Annotated in this window: 16 protein-coding genes; 11 read left to right on the top strand and 5 right to left on the bottom strand. The window is 69.9% G+C overall.

Going from position 1 to position 18,003, the window contains the following annotated elements; genetic code table 11:
* Positions 1-13: 13 nt before the first annotated feature.
* The 3 genes from HLH28_RS02755 to HLH28_RS02745 all read right to left on the bottom strand — a co-directional run bounded on the left by HLH28_RS02755 (position 14) and on the right by HLH28_RS02745 (position 2,549).
* A complete protein-coding gene (locus HLH28_RS02755) occupies positions 14-1,204 on the bottom strand; it encodes an MFS transporter (protein ID WP_338029638.1) in 1,191 nt (396 codons plus the stop codon).
* A 103-nt stretch (positions 1,205-1,307) separates the two neighbouring features.
* Positions 1,308-1,604 carry a putative quinol monooxygenase gene (locus HLH28_RS02750; protein WP_182954163.1) on the bottom strand — a complete coding sequence of 99 codons (297 nt, stop codon included), beginning with the start codon at positions 1,602-1,604 and terminating at the stop codon, positions 1,308-1,310.
* Positions 1,605-1,628: 24 nt separating this feature from the next.
* Complete coding sequence (locus HLH28_RS02745) at positions 1,629-2,549, bottom strand: zinc-dependent alcohol dehydrogenase family protein (RefSeq protein ID WP_220789907.1); 921 nt, start codon at positions 2,547-2,549, stop codon at positions 1,629-1,631.
* 162 nt (positions 2,550-2,711) lie between these two features.
* Between HLH28_RS02745 and HLH28_RS02740 the strand changes: the two genes are divergently transcribed.
* Positions 2,712-3,617 (top strand): LysR family transcriptional regulator, encoded by a 906-nt coding sequence (locus HLH28_RS02740; RefSeq protein WP_182954156.1) that lies wholly within the window; start codon positions 2,712-2,714, stop codon positions 3,615-3,617.
* On the opposite strand, the gene HLH28_RS02735 is transcribed toward HLH28_RS02740, so the two are convergent.
* The gene (locus tag HLH28_RS02735; protein WP_182954152.1) at positions 3,562-4,986 is read right to left on the bottom strand and encodes an aminotransferase-like domain-containing protein; all 1,425 of its coding nucleotides are present in this window, start codon (positions 4,984-4,986) and stop codon (positions 3,562-3,564) included. The two genes, HLH28_RS02740 and HLH28_RS02735, sit on opposite strands and share 56 nt — an antisense overlap.
* Positions 4,987-5,099: 113 nt before the next feature.
* On the opposite strand from HLH28_RS02735, the gene HLH28_RS02730 reads away from it, so the two are divergent.
* Together HLH28_RS02730 and HLH28_RS02725 are read left to right on the top strand one after the other, a co-directional pair.
* Positions 5,100-6,320 carry an MFS transporter gene (locus HLH28_RS02730; protein ID WP_182954148.1) on the top strand — a complete coding sequence of 407 codons (1,221 nt, stop codon included), beginning with the start codon at positions 5,100-5,102 and terminating at the stop codon, positions 6,318-6,320.
* A 167-nt stretch (positions 6,321-6,487) separates the two neighbouring features.
* Positions 6,488-7,615: an SMP-30/gluconolactonase/LRE family protein gene (locus tag HLH28_RS02725; protein WP_408869810.1), complete on the top strand. Its 1,128-nt coding sequence runs from the start codon at positions 6,488-6,490 to the stop codon at positions 7,613-7,615.
* 6 nt (positions 7,616-7,621) lie between these two features.
* Here HLH28_RS02725 and HLH28_RS02720 read toward each other — a convergent pair whose 3' ends face one another.
* Positions 7,622-9,256 (bottom strand): ABC-F family ATP-binding cassette domain-containing protein, encoded by a 1,635-nt coding sequence (locus HLH28_RS02720; protein WP_182954146.1) that lies wholly within the window; start codon positions 9,254-9,256, stop codon positions 7,622-7,624.
* A 238-nt stretch (positions 9,257-9,494) separates the two neighbouring features.
* Here HLH28_RS02720 and HLH28_RS02715 point away from each other — a divergent pair, with 238 nt between their 5' ends.
* The 8 genes from HLH28_RS02715 to HLH28_RS02680 all read left to right on the top strand — a co-directional run bounded on the left by HLH28_RS02715 (position 9,495) and on the right by HLH28_RS02680 (position 18,003).
* The gene (locus HLH28_RS02715) at positions 9,495-10,196 is read left to right on the top strand and encodes a GntR family transcriptional regulator (protein WP_182954143.1); all 702 of its coding nucleotides are present in this window, start codon (positions 9,495-9,497) and stop codon (positions 10,194-10,196) included.
* 80 nt (positions 10,197-10,276) lie between these two features.
* On the top strand, positions 10,277-11,581 hold the full coding sequence (locus HLH28_RS02710; RefSeq protein WP_182954139.1) for an MFS transporter: 1,305 nt from the start codon (positions 10,277-10,279) through the stop codon (positions 11,579-11,581).
* 44 nt (positions 11,582-11,625) lie between these two features.
* Positions 11,626-12,876: an alpha-hydroxy acid oxidase gene (locus HLH28_RS02705; protein WP_246395624.1), complete on the top strand. Its 1,251-nt coding sequence runs from the start codon at positions 11,626-11,628 to the stop codon at positions 12,874-12,876.
* A gap of 96 nt (positions 12,877-12,972) precedes the next feature.
* Positions 12,973-14,079: a catalase family peroxidase gene (locus HLH28_RS02700; RefSeq protein ID WP_182954135.1), complete on the top strand. Its 1,107-nt coding sequence runs from the start codon at positions 12,973-12,975 to the stop codon at positions 14,077-14,079.
* The gene (locus tag HLH28_RS02695) at positions 14,076-14,630 is read left to right on the top strand and encodes a cytochrome b (RefSeq protein ID WP_182954132.1); all 555 of its coding nucleotides are present in this window, start codon (positions 14,076-14,078) and stop codon (positions 14,628-14,630) included. The genes HLH28_RS02700 and HLH28_RS02695 overlap by 4 nt, the downstream gene beginning before the upstream one ends.
* A 103-nt stretch (positions 14,631-14,733) precedes the next feature.
* Complete coding sequence (locus HLH28_RS02690) at positions 14,734-15,120, top strand: YidH family protein (protein WP_182954129.1); 387 nt, start codon at positions 14,734-14,736, stop codon at positions 15,118-15,120.
* Positions 15,121-15,353: 233 nt separating this feature from the next.
* Complete coding sequence (locus tag HLH28_RS02685) at positions 15,354-16,448, top strand: polyamine ABC transporter substrate-binding protein (protein WP_182954126.1); 1,095 nt, start codon at positions 15,354-15,356, stop codon at positions 16,446-16,448.
* Positions 16,435-18,003, top strand: coding sequence for a diguanylate cyclase domain-containing protein (locus tag HLH28_RS02680; protein WP_182954123.1), 1,569 nt, complete (start codon positions 16,435-16,437; stop codon positions 18,001-18,003). Before HLH28_RS02685 ends, HLH28_RS02680 begins: the two co-directional genes overlap by 14 nt.

The following is an 18,003-nucleotide window of genomic DNA, read 5'->3' as shown; positions in this document are numbered from 1 at the left end:
CCGGGAACCCGGGTCACGCCATCTGTTCTCGGTCCTGTCGCGCGATGGCAACGACCAGCGCGAAGCCCAGGCTGGCGGCCAGCCCGCCGATGAGGAACACGACCCCATATCCGAAACGGTCGGCCAGCAGGCCCGTCACCGGGCCGGTGACGCCATAGGCCAGGTCCTGGAACGCCGCGAAGCCGCCCATCGCGGTGCCCCGCAGGTGCGGCGGGATGCGCCGGACCACTTCGACGCCCATCGCCGGGAAGATCATCGAGCAGCCGAGGCCTGTCAGGAACGCGCCCGCGAGCGCGACGGCGGGGCCGGGTGCGGTCCAGAGCAGATATTGCCCCACGGCTTCGATGGCCATCGAGACGAGCGCCACCGGAACGCCGCCGATCCGGTCGGGCAGGTGCCCGAACAGAAGGCGCACCAGCACGAACGCGCCGCCGAAGCAGGTAAGGCCGAGCGCGGGATGGGACCAGCCCCGATGCAGGAACAGGAGCGGCATGAAGGCGCCGATCGCGGCGAAGCCGACGCCCTGGAGGCCGACCACCAGGCCGGGTTCCCAGATCCGGCCGATGATGCGCCAGAAGGGCGGGCGCTCGCCGACATGGGGCGCGATGCGCGCGACCGGCAGCACCATCGCCAGCCCGACCAGCGGGACGAGCGCACAGGCCCCCATGACGCCCGCGAAGCCCGTCCGGTCGAACAGTGCCAGTCCGATCGGGCTGCCGAGCGCGAACGCACCATACAGGCCCATGCCGACCAGCGCGATGACCCGGCCCGAGCGCTGCGGCCCCATGATGCCGAATCCCCAGGCGAGGAGCCCGACGATGGTCAGGCTCTCGCCCACGCCCAGCAGCAGCCGCCCGAGGATGAGGACGCCATACGCCGCCGGACCGGGGAGGCCCGGCCAGCCTGCCGCGAGGCAGACAAGTCCCGCGAGCGCATAGGCGCAGAGTCCCCGGCCCATGCAGTATTTGCCGCCCCGATGGTCGGCCATGCGGCCCGCCATTCCGCGCGTCGCGATGGTGGACGCAAAGGCGATGCCCACGGCGAGGCCGGCAAGCCCGTTGCCGAATCCCAGATGCGTGATGACATAGACCGACGTCACCGGCAGGGACATCGCGACGCAGGAATACGAGAGGAAAAGCGCCAGCGTGAGCCAGAGGACCCGATGGAAATCGCGGTTCGTGCCGGCCACGGATGTCTTGCCCACTCTAACGCTTCTCCTGTCCCGCATATGGTCTGTGCCGCAATGGTCGCGTTTCGCCCGTCGGATGGCCGCCCGCGCTAGTGGCAGACAGGCTTTCAGACAGGTTTCAAGGTAATGTCCTAAGGATATGCACCTGGATCGGCCCGTCCAGCAGCGTCTTGAATGCGTCGGCCATCGTAAGGAAATGCGGGGTCTTCTCGTGCTCGGCCAGGGCGGCGCGGCTGGTGTAGCGTTCCACGAACACGAATGCCGCGGGGTCGTCCAGGTCCTGGTGCGGGAGGTAGGACAGAGTCGTGGCCTCCTGCCGCGAGGCTTCGGCGCAGGCGCAGACCAGGGCCTTGACCTCCTCCTCCTTGCCCGGACGGGCCTTGATGGTGGCGACGACGGTAATCTCCTGGGCCATGGTGCTGCTCCTTGCCGCGCCGTTTCAGGCGATGTCGATCACGATCTTGCCGACGGCCGTGCCGCCGGCCTGGAGGGCGTAGGCGTCCCCGACCTCATTCAGCGAGAAACGCCGTTCGGCCAGCAGCGGCCGCAGCGCGCCTGTGTCGGCCAGGGCCGCCAGGGCGGCCAGGATCTGCCCATGGCGGGCGGTGCCCTGTCCCGTCAGCATCGGCAGCAGCATGAAGATGCCGATCAGCGTCAGGCTGTGGCCCAGGACAGGAACCAGGTCGTGCCCCTGCCACGCGGCACAGCTGACCAGCCTGCCGTACAGCCGCGTCGCCTGTGCCGATTGCTCGAAGACGTCGCCGCCGACCGTGTCGTAGACGACGTCGAACCCGGCGCCCCCGGTATGGTCCCTGACATAATCGGCGACCGGCACGGTGCGGTATGCGATGGGCACCGCCCCCAGCGCGCGCGCCGTTTCGGCCTTTTCCGGCGACGATGCGGTGGCGAAGACCCGCGCGCCGCGACTGCGCGCGATCTGGATCGCGGCGTGGCTGACGCCGCCCGTGACGCCGTGGATCAGGACCGTCTCGTCCGCGCGGAGCGCCGCGCGGTCGACCAGTCCGTCCCAGGCGGTGATGCCGACCAGGGGCATGGCGGCGGCTTCGCGCATCGACAAGGTGCGCGGCTTGTGGGCGACCAGCGCGGCTTCCGGCGCGATGTAGTCGGCGAAGGTGCCGGGCCGGCCCTTGACGCCGCCGGCGCAGCCATAGACCGCGTCGCCCACGGCGAAGCCGGTGACGGCCTCGCCCACCGCCTCGACGATTCCCGCGAAATCCAGGCCGGGGATCGCCGGAAGGTCCGGCGCGGCCGGCGGCAGGTGTCCGCCCGCGATCAGCAGGTCCACCGGATTCAGTGACGCCGCGTGGACCCGGACCAGCAACTGGTCCTTCGTCGGCACCGGCTTGTCGCAGGATCGGATCTCGGAAGGAAATTGACCGGTCTTTGTCAGGAATGCTGCCCGCATGGAATCCTCGCCCGGAATGGATGGTGCGGGCGATCGTATCGCGCGTGGGTGAATTGGAAAAACGAGTTATAAGGCGTTTGATGATGAGGTTATCTTATGCAGCCTGACGATCTGGACCTGGAGGACCTGAAAATCTTCCTGGCGGTGGTCGATGGCGGCGGCTTCACCGCGGCGGCCCGCCGGGTCGGACGCACGCAGTCCGCCGTCAGCCTGCGGGTGCGCAAGCTGGAGGGGCTGATCGGCCGTCCGCTGTTCACGCGCAACGCCCACAGCACGATCCCCACCCCCGCGGGCGAGATGCTGGAAGGGCATGCCCGCGACCTGCTGGACCGCAGCCGGTCCGCCCTGCGTCGCCTGCGGGGGCCGGAAACGGCGGGAACCGTCCGGCTGGGGCTGGGCGAGGTGTTCGTCCCGGATTGCCTGCCCCGGGTGCTGGCGCGCTTTCGCCATGCCTATCCCGGCGTGACGCTGGAGGTCCAGGTCGGACTGGCGGCCGACCTGCTGACCCGGCTGGAGGCCGGGGGGCTGGACCTCGTCCTGGCCAACCGGGAGGACGGGCAGACCGTGCCGGGGCGCGTGGTCTGGCGCGAACCCCTGTGCTGGATCGCCGGCCGGGCCTACCCCCATGCGATGCCTCCCTTCGCGGCGGACGGCGCCCTGGAATTCGTGACGCTGCCGCCGCAATGCTGCTACCGCCGGATTGCCTGCACCCTGCTGCGCGCGGCCGGGCGGCAGGTCCGCATCGTCTATAGCTGCAGCACCGTCGCGGGCGTCGAGGCGGCGCTGGAGGCCGGCTGGGGCGTGGCGGTGCTGGGCCGGTCATCGCTGCAACGCTGCCGGGGCCTGCGGGATGTCGGCGCCGGCCTGCCGCCGCTGCCGTCCTGCGAGATCGCGATTTTCGGCGAACGGCACGACAATGGTCCCGCGCTGGGCGAACTGGTCCGTTTCATGGAAGACGCCCTGCGGGACCAGGCGGCGCGACCCCTGGCGGTTCCGGCGTAGCGGCCCGACGTCCGTCCAGGGGGGCGAGGTGGCGGCCGATGGCCTCCAGCGCCCGCGTCAGGTCCGGCAGACGCGCGCGGCCCAGGCACAGGCGGATACCGGTCGCGGGGGCGTCCGGCGCGACGCTGACCAGGCCGGGCGCGGTCACGGCGATGCCCTCGGCCGCCGCTGCCCCGTCCAGCCGTTCCGCGTCGGGACGGGACATCGGCAGCCAGACATGGAACCCGTCATAGCGCGGATAGGTCATGGCCGGGCCGAGCAGCGACGCCGCCAGGTCGCGCCGCCGCGCGGCCTCTGCCCGGATGGCGGCGCGCACCGCCTGCGCCGTGCCGTCCAGCATCCATTGCGCCATCACGGCATAGGAGAGCGGCGCGATCATCAGCGACGTGGTCAGCAGCACGGATTCCGCCGCGTGCAGATGGGCGCACGGCACCAGCAGGGCCCCGATCCGCAGGCCGGGGCTGAGGGTCTTCGACAGGCTGTTGACATAGAATGTCCGTTCGGGGGCCAGCATTCCCAGCGGCATGAGGGCCTGGGGATCGGCGCCCGTTTCTGTGCAGGCATAGACGTCGTCCTCGATGATCGGGACGTTGTGCCGACGGCACAGCGCCGCGATGTCGCGGCGGCGGGACATGTCCATCGTGGCCGTCGTCGGATTGTGCATCGTGGGGGTGACATAGAGCGCCATGGGTGTGCCCCGATGCGCGGCCAGCATCCGGTCCAGCGCGTCGGGCCGCATGCCCTGCGCGTCCATGTCCACCCCCGCCACCGCGCGTCCGGTCTGCCGCGCCAGGGCCAGCGCGCCGGGATAGGTGCAGGCTTCCGTCACGATGGTGCCCCCGGACGGGCACGCGACCGCCATGGCGACCGCCAGCGCCTGCTGCGCGCCGTTCGTCAGCAGCAGCCGTTCGGGCGCGGCCTCCATCCCCAGGCCGGACAGCCAGCGCGCCATCATCCGGCGATGTTCGTCGTGCCCGGCCACGGGCGGATAGATGTTGAACAGGTCCGGGTCGATGCTGCGCGAGATCCGCGACAGCGTCCTGGCCAGCGCGCGTTCGCTGATCATCGCGGGCGGCATGTTCACCGACAGGTCGATCACCGGTCCCTGCCGGCCCGGCAGGGCGGCGACGAAGGTGCCGCGTCCCCGCACGCTGCGCACCAGGCCGCGCCGTTCCAGCATGCCGTACGCCTTCGTCACCGTGCCGACGCCGATGCCGATGCGCCAGGCCAGGTCGCGATGCGCCGGCAGGCGGGCCCCGGTCGGCAGCCGCGCGGACAGGATGTCGTCGGCCAGCGCCGTCGCCAGCCGTTCCGACGGCGCGGCCGGCCCGTCCGCCAGCCGGGGGTGCCAGGGGGATTGAAGGCGCATGATGCCGCGAGCCCCAAAAGTGTCACGTCACACTATTTGGATATGTCACAAGTGTCACGTGACCTATCCTGTCGCGATACGGACGAAGCCGGGCGAAGAGGGTGCGGAACGAGATGAAATTCAATTTTCCCCTGCTGGCCCTGACGGTCGGCGCATTCGGCATCGGCACGACCGAATTCGCCCCGATGGGCCTGCTGCCGGTGGTCGCCGCGCATTTCCACGTCGCCATTCCCACGGCGGGCCTGCTGATCAGTTCCTATGCGCTCGGCGTCATGGGCGGTGCGCCGCTGATGACGATCGGCGCGCGGCATCTGCCCCGGCATGGGGTGCTGATCGGGCTGATGGCGATCTTTACGCTGGGCAACCTGCTGTCCGCCCTGGCGCCGGATTTCGCGGTGCTGGTGGCGTCGCGGGTGGTGACGTCCCTGGCGCATGGCGCGTTTTTCGGCGTCGGTTCGATCGTGGCGGCGGCGCTGGTCGCGCCGGACCGGCGGGCCAGCGCGGTGGCGACCATGTTCATGGGCCTGACCCTGGCCGCCATCGTCGGGTCGCCGCTGAGCACCTGGATCGGCCAGGTCGTCGGATGGCGGCAGGCCTTTGCGGCGATCGCGCTGCTGGGGCTGGTGGCGATGGTGGCGCTGTGGCGGGCGCTGCCGCAGATGCCGGCCGAGACGCCGGCCGAAATCCGCAGCGAATTCGGCGTGCTGGTCCGTCCGCAGGTGCTGCGGGCCCTGCTGACCACCGTACTGGGCGCCGGGGCGATGTTCACCCTGCTGACCTATATCGCCCCCGTCCTGCAGCAGGGGATCGGCGCCAGCCCGGGCATGGTGACGGCGATCCTGGTGCTGATCGGCGTCGGCTTCACGATCGGGAACGGGCTGGGCGGGCGGTTCGCGGACCGGTCGCTGCGGGGCACGCTACTGTGCGCGCTGGGGCTGCTGGGGGGGCTGATGCTGCTGCTGCCGCTGGCCATGACGCATGTGCTGACGGCCGTCGTCGCGATCTTCCTGTGGGGCATGGCGGCGTTCGCCATCGTGTCGCCGGTGCAGATGCAGGTGATGACCACGGCGTCCGAGGCCCCGAACCTGGCGGCGTCGGTCAATATCGGCGCCTTCAACCTGGGCAACGCGCTGGGCGCGCTGGTGGGGGGCGTGGTGATCGGTGCGGGGATGGATTATGCCTGGGTGTCCGTCGCCGGAGCGGTCGTGGCGCTGGGCGGATTCCTGGTCGTGCTGCTGGGGCGGCAGGAGGCCGGCCGATCGATCACCGCCGGGGATGGCACCGACACGGGCGGCGGGGCAGGTCGGGCCTTGCCCGAACCCACCAGGGCCTGAGGCCCCGGACCCCGATCGTGGACCCGGATCATGGATCCCGATCGTGGATAAAGCAGGTTGGTTTCCAAAAGTCGGTGGTCTCCGGCGGGTTTCACGGCAGTGCCTGGATGCATCCCGCCGGCAGATCGTTCATAACGTGGATTGATATGAAACCCAGGTTCCGCCCGATGCCGATCATGTCGACCCGCCTGTCCCGCGCGCTGTGCGGCGTTCTTCTGGCCGCCGGAATGGTCCGGCCCGCGCTGGGCGCGGACAGCGTGGACCGTGGCGCGGCGCCGTCGGGCAATGTCGAGGTCGTGGGGCGGTTCTCCCAGGCCGAGCCGTCGGGGATCGCGCTGCTGCCCGACGGACGGCTGGTGCTGTCCTTTCCCACCAGCGCCCAGGATCATCCGGGCCCGCGCCTGGCGACCTGGACGGACGGCCGCCTTCTGCCGTTTCCCAGTGCCGCCGCGCAAAAGACGTTCCTGTCGCCGCTGGGCATGACGCGCGACGCCCGGGGACGCCTGTGGGTGGTCGATGAAGGGATGGTGGCCGGCGTCAGGGCCGCCCCGCGGCCGGCCCTGATCGGGATCGATCCGGCGTCGGGCGCGGTGTTCGCCCGTATCGCCCTGCACGCGCCCGCCGTCCGGCCGGATTCCCATGTGAACGACGTGCGGGTCGACCTGACGCACGGGGTCGCGGGGACGGCCTACATCTCGGACACGTCGCAGGCCGGCCATCCGGCGTTGGTCGTCGTCGACCTGGCGCGCGGGCAGGCGCGGCGCGTGCTGGCAGACCGGCCCTGCGTCAGCGCGGAACCCGGCTTCGCGATGGAAGTGGACGGCCGGATGGCCCGCTACGACCTGGCCCACCCCGCGATGGGGCAGGGCGGCGTGAACGGCATCGCGCTGGACCGGGACGCCAGCCGCCTCTATTGGGCGCCACTGTCCTCGCGCCGCCTGTACAGCGCGCCCACGGCGCTTCTGGCGGACCCGGCGGTCACGGACGACGCACTGGAACGGGCGGTGCGCGACGAAGGGGAAGTCGGCGTCGCGGACGGCATGGCCACGGCGCGGGACGGCAGCTTCTATATCACCGATATCGAACGCCACGGCGTCCTGCGGCGCACGCCGGACGGGCGGCTGTCCATGGTCGCCCACGATCCGCGCCTGATCGCGCCGGACAGCCTGGCGCTTGACGGGGGCGCGCTGTGGATGACGGTGGGGCAATGGTCGCGCCTGCCCGCCTTCCACGACGGGCAGGACATGCAGGAACGCCCCTATCTGCTGGTCCGCATCGCGCCCGTTGCGCCCTGATCGGCGTCAGCGCTTGCCTTTGGCCTTGCGCCGCTTCTCCTTCGAGGCGGCCTGCGAGGGGGCGGAGGTGCCGCCGCGCGCGCGGTCCAGGACGAAGCGGGCGTAATCGTCCATGTCCCCATCGAAGGGCGCCACCGTATTGTCGGCGGCGAGCCAGAGCCGGTCCGCCACCAGTTCCATCAGCGAGCGGTCGTGGGTGATCAGGATCACCGCGCCCTCGTACTCGTTCAGCGCGTCCAGCAGGGCGCGGCGGCTGTCGATGTCGAGATGGTTCGTCGGTTCGTCCAGGATCAGCAGGTGCGGAGCGGCCATCGCCACCATGTTCAGCAGCAGGCGCGCGCGCTCGCCGCCCGACAGGGCCTCGACCGTCGTGCCCTGTTTCTCGAAATGGATGCCGAACTGCGCCAGGCGCGAGCGATGGGACTGGTCGCTGTCGGTCGGGCGGGCGGCGCGGATGATGTCCAGCGGCGTATCGGAGGGGTTCAGGGCCTCGATCTGATGCTGGTGGAACCAGCCGACCTCCATCCGCCCGGATCGCGTCACCCGTCCCGATCGGGCGGCCAGCGCGCCGGCGGCCATCTTGGCGAAGGTCGATTTGCCGGCGCCGTTCACCCCCAGCAGCCCGATCCGGTCGTCCACGTCCAGCCGCAGGTCCAGCCCCGCCAGGACGGGCGCGTCGTCGCCATAGCCGATCTCCACCCCCTCCAGCCGCATCAGCGGCGGGGCCAGCGGGCGCGGCGGCGAGGGCAGGATGAAGGGGGAAACCCGGGCCTCGATCGTGGTGGCGACGGGTTCCAGCTTGGCCAGGCGTTTCATGCGGCTCTGCGCCTGCGCGGCCTTGCTGGCCTTGGCCTTGAAGCGGTCGACGAAGGATTGCAGGTGGGCGCGCTCGGCCTCCTGCTTGGCGCGGGTGGCGCTTTGCAGGCGGATCTTCTCGGCGCGCTGGTGCTCGAACGAATCATAGCCGCCGGCGTACAGCTCCAGCTTGCCTTCGGTGACATGCAGGGTGAAATCGACCGAATTGTTCAGCAGCTCCCGGTCGTGGCTGATGATGAGCGCGGAATGCGGATAGCGCGCCAGCCGGGCCTCGAGCCACAATGCGCCTTCCAGGTCCAGGTAGTTCGTCGGCTCGTCCAGCAGCAGCAGGTCGGGTTGCGAAAACAGGGCGGCGGCCAGCGCCACGCGCATCCGCCATCCACCCGAGAACTCGGCCATCGGCCGGTCGAGGTCCGCCGTGGAGAAGCCCAGGCCGTTCAGGATCTCGGCCGCGCGGGCGGGCGCGCTGTCGGCGTCGATCTCGATCAGGCGGGACCAGATGTCGCCCATGCGTTCGGGCTCGGCGGTCTCCAGTTCCGTCATCAGCGCCGCGCGTTCGGTGTCGGCGGCCAGGATCGTATCGATCACGCTGATGGGCGTCGCGGGATGTTCCTGGTCCACCGCGGCGACGCGGGCGGCCTTGGGAATCGCGATTTCGCCGGAATCCGGCTGCAGTTCGCCCTTGATCAGCTTGAACAGGGTCGATTTGCCCACGCCGTTGCGCCCGACCAGGCTGACCTTCGACGGGTTCGGCAGGGTCACCGACGCACGGTCGAAGAAGCGCCGCCCCCAGGCGTTGAAGACGAGAGAATCGATCTGAAGCATGAAGCGGGCCGCACCGTTGGGGACATGAAGACGAAAAACAGGACAGGACGGGCGTAGCGACGCCCCGCAGCCCCGACGCCCGGGAGTTCTAGGGCATGGTCCCGGGATTGGCGAGGTGCTTTCTCCATGCCCCGCCGCGGGAAAAAGCTGGTCACTAATATATCAGTTGGACCGGGCGCCGGGGCGGCTTAACGCTGGGCGGCGGGCAGGACCTGCAGGAAAAGGAAAGCGAGGGGCGATGTCCGCATCGGGCAGCCTGACATCCGGCGGCAAAGGGGCCGTGCTGCGTTCCGACCGCGCGCCGCCGCTGGCGACGCAGGTGTTCGACCGCCTGCGCGCCGACATCGTCTGCGGCCGGCTGCTGCCGGGCGCGCGCATTTCGGAAAAGGTTCTCTGCGACCGGCTGGCGGTCAGCCGCACCCCGGTGCGCGAGGCGCTGCTGCGGCTGGTGGCCGACGGGCTGGTGCGGTCGCGTCCGCAATCGGGCACGTTCGTCGCCCCGATCGAGGTCGATCGCGTTCTGGAGGCCCAGTTCATCCGAGAGCATCTGGAATGCGGCATGGTGCCCCGCATCCTGGACAACTGGTCGGCGGACGTCGCGGCGGCCCTGACCGCGCTGGTCGACCGGCAGGCCGATGCCGCCGCGGCGGGCGACCTGGCGGAGTTCCATGAACTGGACGAGGCGTTTCACGCCACCCTGGCCGACACGGCCGGGCTGGCCGGGGTGTGGGACGTCATCACGATGGCCAAGCCCCACCTGGACCGGGTTCGGATCCTCAGCCTGGACCGGCAGCGCCATGTCCGGCGCCTGATCGACCAGCACGCGGCGATCGTGCGGGCCTTCGACCGTCAGGATGGGCGCGGGGCGCAGGCCATGCTGCGCACGCATCTGCGCGAGGTCCTGCGATCGCTTCGGCACCTGCGCGACCCGCCGGGATGACGGCTGGCGGGGCCTGCCGTCGGTCCTGATTCCGCACTGCTCGACAAGAACAAGAAAAGCTCGAAAAGAGGAGCATCTGGATGACCAAGCTGCGATGGGTGATGATCGGGCTGTGCTTCCTGGCCAACGTGATCAATTTCCTCGACCGGTCCAACCTGGCGGTGGCGGTTCCGCATATCCAGAAGGACCTGGGGCTGAACCCGACCTCCACGGGCCTGGCGCTGAGCGCCTTCTTCTGGACCTACGCCTTCATGCAACTGCCGGTCGGCTGGCTGATCGACCGGCTGGGGGTGCGGGTGTGCCTGGCGGTGTCGGTCTGCTGGTGGTCGGTCTTTACCGCCACGACCGCGTTCGCGACCGGCCTGCCGACCCTTCTGGCCGCGCGTCTGCTGCTGGGCATCGGCGAGGCCGGCGCCCTGCCCAGCTTCGCGAAGGTGGCCTTCAACTGGTTCCCCCGGTCGGAACGCGCCTTCGCCAGCAGCATCTTCGACAGCGGGTCGCGCGTGGGCTCGGCGCTGGCGCTGCCGGTCGTGGCGTGGCTGGTCTCGGTCGTCGGGTGGCGGCATTCCTTCATCTGGACGGGGCTGCTGGGTATCGTCTGGGTCGGGGTCTGGCTGGTGCTCTATCGCGATCCGCAGCATCATCCCAAGGTCACGGCGGCGGACCTTGCCGCGCTGTCGGCCAGCCGGACGGACCCGCGCGCGCCTGATGCCGTTCCCGCCGTGCCCTGGCTGAGCCTGCTGCGCTACCGGACCATCTGGGGCATGATGCTGGGGTTCTTCTGCCTGAATTTCACGATCTATTTCTTCATCACCTGGTTTCCGACCTATCTGATGCAGGTGCGCGGCTTCTCGCTGCGCGACCTGGGGACGCTGGGGATGCTGCCGGCCCTGCTGGCCATTCCCTTCGGCTGGCTGGGCGGGCTGACCTCCGATGCCATGATCCGCCGGGGGTTCAGCGCGACGGTCGCGCGCAAGACCTGCCTGGTGGGCGGCATGCTGACCTCGTGCTCCATCGCCTTTTCGGTGCTGACCGACAGCACCTTCGTCGCGCTCGGCCTGATGACGCTGTCCTATGCCGCGCTGGCCTTCACCGCCGCCAATATCTGGGCGTTGCCGGGCGAGGTCTCACCGTCGCCGGGCAATGTCGCCTCGATCGGCGCGTTGCAGAATTTCGCGGCCAACCTGGCGGGCATCGGGATCTCCACCTTTACCGGCGTCATGCTCAGCCTGACGCACGGCTCGTTCGTCATTCCGCTGACGATCGCGGGGGCGCTGTGCGTCGTGGGGGCCGGGTCCTACCTGTTCATCGTCGGGCCGCTGGAACGCCTGCCCGTCCTGCCGCCCCGCGCGCCGCGCGCCGCGCCTGTCGCGCGGTCGGCATGAGGGGAACGTCGGGATTGCTTCGGTCAACGGACAAGGAAAAACATATGGATTGCCAGGATATGTACGAAATCGCGCCGCGCGGCGGCGTGCTGGCGCGCATCGCGCGGCCGGTGCGCGACCGCCTGATCGCGGCCTGGCAGGCCCGGCGCAACCAGCTGCGTTACCTCAACCTCGACGATTATACGCGCGATGCCCGCCGCTTCCTGCCGCGCGCGCTGTTCGCCTATGTCGCCGGGTCGGCCGGCGACGGGCGTGCGCTGGCGGCCAATCGCACGGCGTTCGATCGCTGGTGCCTGGTCCCGCACGTGCTGCGCGGCGTGGGCGGGCGCAGCGCGCGCACCACGATCCTGGGCCAGGATTTCGCCATGCCGGTGGGTATTTCGGCCTTCGGGGCCGCCGCCGTCGTGGGGTTCGACGCGGACCTGGCGATGGCGCGGGCCGCCCGCGCGGCGGGCGTGCCCTACCAGCTCAGCGCCAATTCCATCACGCCGATGGAAGAGGTGATCCGGGCCAATCCCGACGCGTGGTTCGCGGCCTATCTGCCCAGCAGCCTGTCGGTTATCGAGCGGATGATGGCGCGCACGGCCCGGGCAGGCTTCACCACCCTGGTCATCACCGTGGACGTTCCCGTCGGCGCCCGGCGCGAGGACGAAACGCGCGCGCGCTACACCATGCCGCTGCGTCCTTCCCTGCGGCTGGCGTTCGACATGCTGACGCATCCGCGCTGGGTGGCCGGCCGGTTCGCGCGGACCCTGCTGGCGCGCGGCATTCCGCATATCGAGAACATCGCGCCGGTCCGTGGCCCGTCCATCTTCGCCCGCAGCATCGGGCCGGTGGGCGGGGCGGCGGATTTCAACTGGGAGCATATCCGCGCCATCCGCAGGATGTGGCGGGGGCGGCTGGTCCTGAAGGGCATCCTGGCGCCGGACGATGCGATCCGCGCGCGCGACATCGGGGTGGACGGCATCATCGTGTCGAACCATGGCGCGCGGCTGTTCGATTCGGTCATCGCGCCGCTGGAGGCCCTGCCGGCCATCAGGCAGGCCTGCCCGGACATGACGATCCTGCTGGACAGCGGGGTGCGGCGGGCGGGCGACGTCATCAAGGCGATCGCGCTGGGGGCGGACGGCGTGATGATCGGACGGCCGTTCTTCTTCGCGACCATCCTGGGCGGGCAGGCGGGATTGGCGCACGCCATCCGCCTGGTCGCCGGGGAGCTGGATCGCGAGATGGCGTTCCTGGGCCTGCTGGACCTGCGTGAAAGCCGACGGAACCGCCTGCATCCGCGCCCCTGACCTGGCGTCGTGATATGGATTCGCCGGAGGGATGAACGATCGGCGACGGGGACGCGTTGTCGGGCCTCGTGAGCCGGGCGGGTGGGGGAGGGTGCGATGACAGAGCCGAAAAGGGGAGGCGGGGCGACGGGACCCGTGTCCCTGTTCGATCCGGGGACGATGCTGCGCCTGGGGGTAATCGGGGCCGTCATGCTGGGCGTCGTGGCGGCCTTCGCCTGGAGCGCCGGATGGCTGTCGCCGCACCGCCTGACGCAGGCGCGGATGATGGAGACCCTGGCGGCGGTGGACGGCATCCATCCCGGCTTCCGGCGCAACCATGCCAAGGGCGTGTGCGTCACCGGCTGGTTCCAGGGCAGTGGCCAGGCCGTGCCCCTGTCGACGGCGGCGGTGTTCCGGGCCGAACGCTCGGCGGTGGTCGGGCGGTTCGCGCTGGCGGGCGGCATGCCGTTCCAGGCCGACGCCCCGGCCAAGGTCCGCAGCATGGCACTGCGCATCCTGCCCTCCGATGGGGCGGAATGGCGCATGGGGATCAACGATATCCCGGTCTTCGTCGCGCGGAGCGCGCGGGAATTCCGCGACCTGCTGCTGGCGACCCGTCCCGATCCCGCGACGGGCAAGCCCGATCCGGCGCGGGTCGGGCCGTTCCTGGCCGGCCATCCGGAGGTCGCGCGGGCGCTGGGCCTGGTGGGCGCGCGTCCGGTGTCCTCGGGCTTCGCCGACGATACCTATCGCAGCCTCGACAGTTTCCGCTTCGTCAACGCGCAGGGGGTTTCCACCCCCGTGCGCTGGGACATGGTGCCGGTACAGCCCTTCGTACCCGCGACCGCCGGGACCGGCCGGGACTACCTGTTCGACGACCTGCTCGCGGTCCTGCGCCGGCATCCGCTGTCCTGGCGGCTGATGGTGATCGTTGGCGCGCCGTCCGACCCGACGGCCGATCCGACCCTGCCCTGGCCCGCCGACCGCCGGCAGGTCGAGGCCGGGATCCTGACCCTGGACGCCGCCGAGAGCGAGGACGGCGGCGCCTGCACCGGCATCACCTATGATCCGCTGGTGCTGCCGGCCGGCATCGTACCGTCGGACGATCCGATCCCCGCCGCGCGGTCGGCGGCCTACATGCGGTCGTTCACCCTGCGCGCGGGCGAGGCCAAGCCGCCCAGCGCCATCACCCCCGCGACGATCGCGGCCGAGGACAGGCCATGACCCCCATCGTCCGTTTTTCCGTCCTGGCGCGGGTGCTGCACTGGCTGATGGCGGCGATGATCCTGGGCATGCTGTTCGTCGGCGTATCCATGGCCGCGACCGAGGGACCGGCCTATGCCACCCTGGTCGCCCTGCACCGGCCCATGGGCATCGCGATCCTGCTGCTGGCCTGTGCGCGGCTGGCCAACCGCCTGCTGGTGCCGCCGCCACCGCTGCCGGCGGCCATGCCCCTGATCCAGCGGATCGCCGCCATCGGGTCGCATGTCGTGCTCTACGCGCTGATGTTCGCCATGCCGCTGGTCGGCTGGGGGATGCTGTCGGCGGGGGCCTATCCGGTCGTGCTGTGGGGGCCGGTGCGCCTGCCGCCGATTCTGCCGCACGATCCGGCGCTGTTCGCCGTGCTGCGCCACCTGCATAGCTGGCTGGCCTTCACCCTGTTCGGCGTGATCGTCGTGCATCTGGGCGCGGCGCTGCTGCATGGACTGATCCTGCGCGACGGGGTCTTCGCGGCGATGGCGTCGTGGCGGCGCGGCCGGCGGGACATTCTCTGAAAACCTGTTTGAAGACGCGCGCCGGCGGTCCGGCGTGCTCGTCAGCCCGCATTTTCAGGCAGCATTCGTGCGGGTGGATGGTTCGATCGGGAAAGGCGCTGCCATGATTGCTCATTTTTCCGATCATGCCGCCAACGAACGGACGTTCCTGGCGTGGATCCGGACCGCGCTGGCCGTCATGGCGTTCGGTTTCCTTGTCGAACGGTTCGACCTGTTCCTGCAGGTCGCGGCGGCGTCGCTGGACGGCCGCCGGGTCTCCGCCGGACGACATCTGTTCGGCGATATCGTCGGCCTGCTGCTGTTGTTGCTGGGCGGCGCGATGATGGTGGTCGCGACCCAGCGGTACCGGCGGATTCGTTGCGGGATCGAGTCGCCGGACCCGCAGCGGGGCGGCGGGGGCCGGTCCGACCTGGTCCTGGTCGGGATTCTGCTTCTGCTGGGCGGCGCGCTGTTTATCTACCTGGCCTGCAATGTCCTGATATCGCCGTAGGCGCCTGTTCGGGATGTGGTCCGCCGGCCCCGCCAGGAAGGGGGTCAATTAAAATAAAACTATAGTTTCGGGATACCAAACCGCCTTATCATGTCGCCATGTCGAGTTCCTGGAGCGTCGCCACTTTCGTCGATGACCGCGTCCGTCCCTGCCTTGCCGGCCGGGCATCCCCGTCACGCGCGCCGGCCTGACGGGTACGGGGAGACCGGACGCTGGCGCGCGACGGCTGGTCGATGAGGCGGGCAGGGAACGGCGAGGTTCCGCGCGCGGCATCGAAATCCGGGAAATGCGGCCCGGTTTGCCTGCTGGCCGGCCTGCTGGTCCTGACTTGCGTGCCCGGGGCGCGCGCCGTGTCGCTGAACCTGCTGATCTGGGAGTGGGATCTCGCCCCCAGTCTGGCGAAGGCGTGGACCGGCACGACCGGGACCGACCTGAACCAGATCATCTTCGACAATGGGGAACGGCGCGATCTTCTGATTGCCAATGTCGAAGCGCCGATCGACATGGCGGTCATCGACAGTGCCCATATCGATGCCCTGGGCCAACGCGGGCTGCTGGTCGACCAGGACCGCTACCCACTGCCCCCCGAGAGCCGGAGCGAGGCGCGGTGGCGGTCGATGTGCGGCCGGTATGGCGTGCCCTATATCTGGGGGGCGACCGGCATCGTCTATCGTACCGACCGCCTGGCCACCCCGCCGGAATCCTGGGCCGACCTGCTGCGCCCCGCGGCCGCCCTGGCCGGCCATATCGCGATGACCGACGACGAGGAGGAGATCATGGCCGCCGCCCTGGGGTTCCTGGGCCGGCCGATGTACAGCGGCGATGTCGAGGACCTGAAGCGGGCGTTCGCGGTCCTGAAGGCGCAGGTTCCGGCAGTGCTGACCTACAGCCTGCCCGTCACGGCGCAGCAGGAGAAAAGCTTTCATGACAGGATCTTCATCGGGCTGGGCAATTCCGGCGACCAGAGGACCCTGAACATGACGAGCGACGGCGCGCGGCCGTGGCGTTTCGTGACGCCCCGGGACGGCGCCGTGCTGTGGGTCGATTGCCTGGCCGTGCTGACCCGGTCCCGGCATCCGGACCTGGCGGAGCGCTTTGTCGCCTTTCTCGCCCGTCCGGACAATGCCGCCCGGAACGCGATCTTCCTGCAGCAGCCGCCGACGAACCTCCGTGCCGCCGCCCTGCTGCCGCGGGACATGCGGGCCGATCCGCAGATCTATCCGCCTGCGGGGATCCCGGTCGAGTACCGCAGGCCCGTGCCGACGGACAGCCTGCAGCTCCGCCGCCGGATCATGAGCGCCCTGGTCGCCATCCATGACGCTCAATAAACGCGCGCTCGCCCTGATTTTCCCGATCGTTCTGCTGGGATACGCCCTGGCGGGGGCCATGGCCTATCATGGCTATCGGACGGCGCTGATCGCCCTGCAGAAGGCGCAGCTGAACCAGGAGGCGTTCCAGCTCAAATCCTCCTATGCCGATTATATGTCCCTCGAATCCCGGCTGCTGTACGTGGTGCGCAACAGTAACGCCTTCCTGCTGTTCCTCAACGAAACCGACGAGGCGTACCGGACGCGCGCGCTGGCCGTCGGCATCCAGGACAGCCTCCAGTCCCTGGACCCCCGGGACGACACCTTCGTGTCGTGCAGCATCTTTCAATCCGATGGCCGGCTGGTCTTTCATTCCGACAACGGCCAGGATCCGTTCACCACGCTGGGGGAGCGCCAGCGGGCCTTCGCGCGCGCGGCGATCGAGGACGAGGCGCTGACGCGCTCGGCGCTGATCGTCGAGGACGACGGCGTGCCCTACCTGCTGATGTCCAGCCTTGTGCAGGAGCGGACCGCCCGCCAGCCCGTCCTCTCGCGTCTGGAGCAGGCCGTCCTGCTGCAGATCGCGATCCGCCCGGTTCGGTTCCAGACCATCCGGACGGCGCTGGAGGCCGAGTACAGGACCCGGATCGAGATGTCCCCGACGCCCCTGGTGCCAAACGGGGAAGTGTCGGCGGTCGTGCGCCTGGCGCCGGACCTGTATGCGCGCGTGACCCCGCCGAAATCCTACCTGCATCGCGAATTCAGGAAGATCGCCGTCGTCTCGGCCGTGACTAGCCTGAGCCTGAGCTTCGTGTCGATCGGCGTGCTGATGGGGCTGGTGCGGCGTTTCGTCACCGGGCCGGTCGAGGAACTGGATCGGCAGGTGACCGGCATCATGATGCAGCAGCGGCAGGACATCGACGTGCCCGGCAGCGGCGAGGTCGGGCGGCTGGCGGCGAACGTCAGGCGGCTGCACTGGGAACTGGACCAGGCGCTGAAGCGGACGCAGCGCCTCTATGAGACGGATCCGGTGACGGGGATCGGCAACCGGATCTATTTCAATGAAATGCTGGAGCGGTTTTTCCACGAGGAAAGGACGACCGGGCAGCCGGTCACCATGCTGTTCATCGACCTCGATCATTTCAAGACGGTCAATGACGAGTACGGCCATCGTGCCGGCGACGCGCTGCTGGAGGCGGTGGCCCAGGCCCTGATCCAGGCCCTGAACGAGACCGCCCGTGCCTGCGACGCGGCACCGGGCATCGCCGCCCGGTTCGCGGGGGACGAATTCGCCGTCCTGGTGCAGGCGGGGCCACGCACCGCCTATGTGCAGGACCTGGTCCGGTCCATCCTTGCGATGTTCCAGGGGGGATTCAGCGTCGACGGGACCCGCTACCCGGTCACCGCCAGCATCGGCGTGGCCTCGGCGCCGGAAGACGGCGCCACGACGGCGACGCTGCTGTCCTGCGCCGACCAGGCCATGTATCATGCCAAGGCCACCGGCCGGAACGCCGCGGCCTTCCATGGCGACCTGCCGGCCCTGGCCTGGACCGAGGGCTCTCCGCGACGCCGGTAG

This window comes from Gluconacetobacter tumulisoli, assembly GCF_014174155.1.
GTDB lineage: Bacteria > Pseudomonadota > Alphaproteobacteria > Acetobacterales > Acetobacteraceae > Gluconacetobacter > Gluconacetobacter tumulisoli.
Note: the sequence above shows the minus strand (reverse complement) of the source record. Positions and strands in the feature narration are given on the sequence as shown.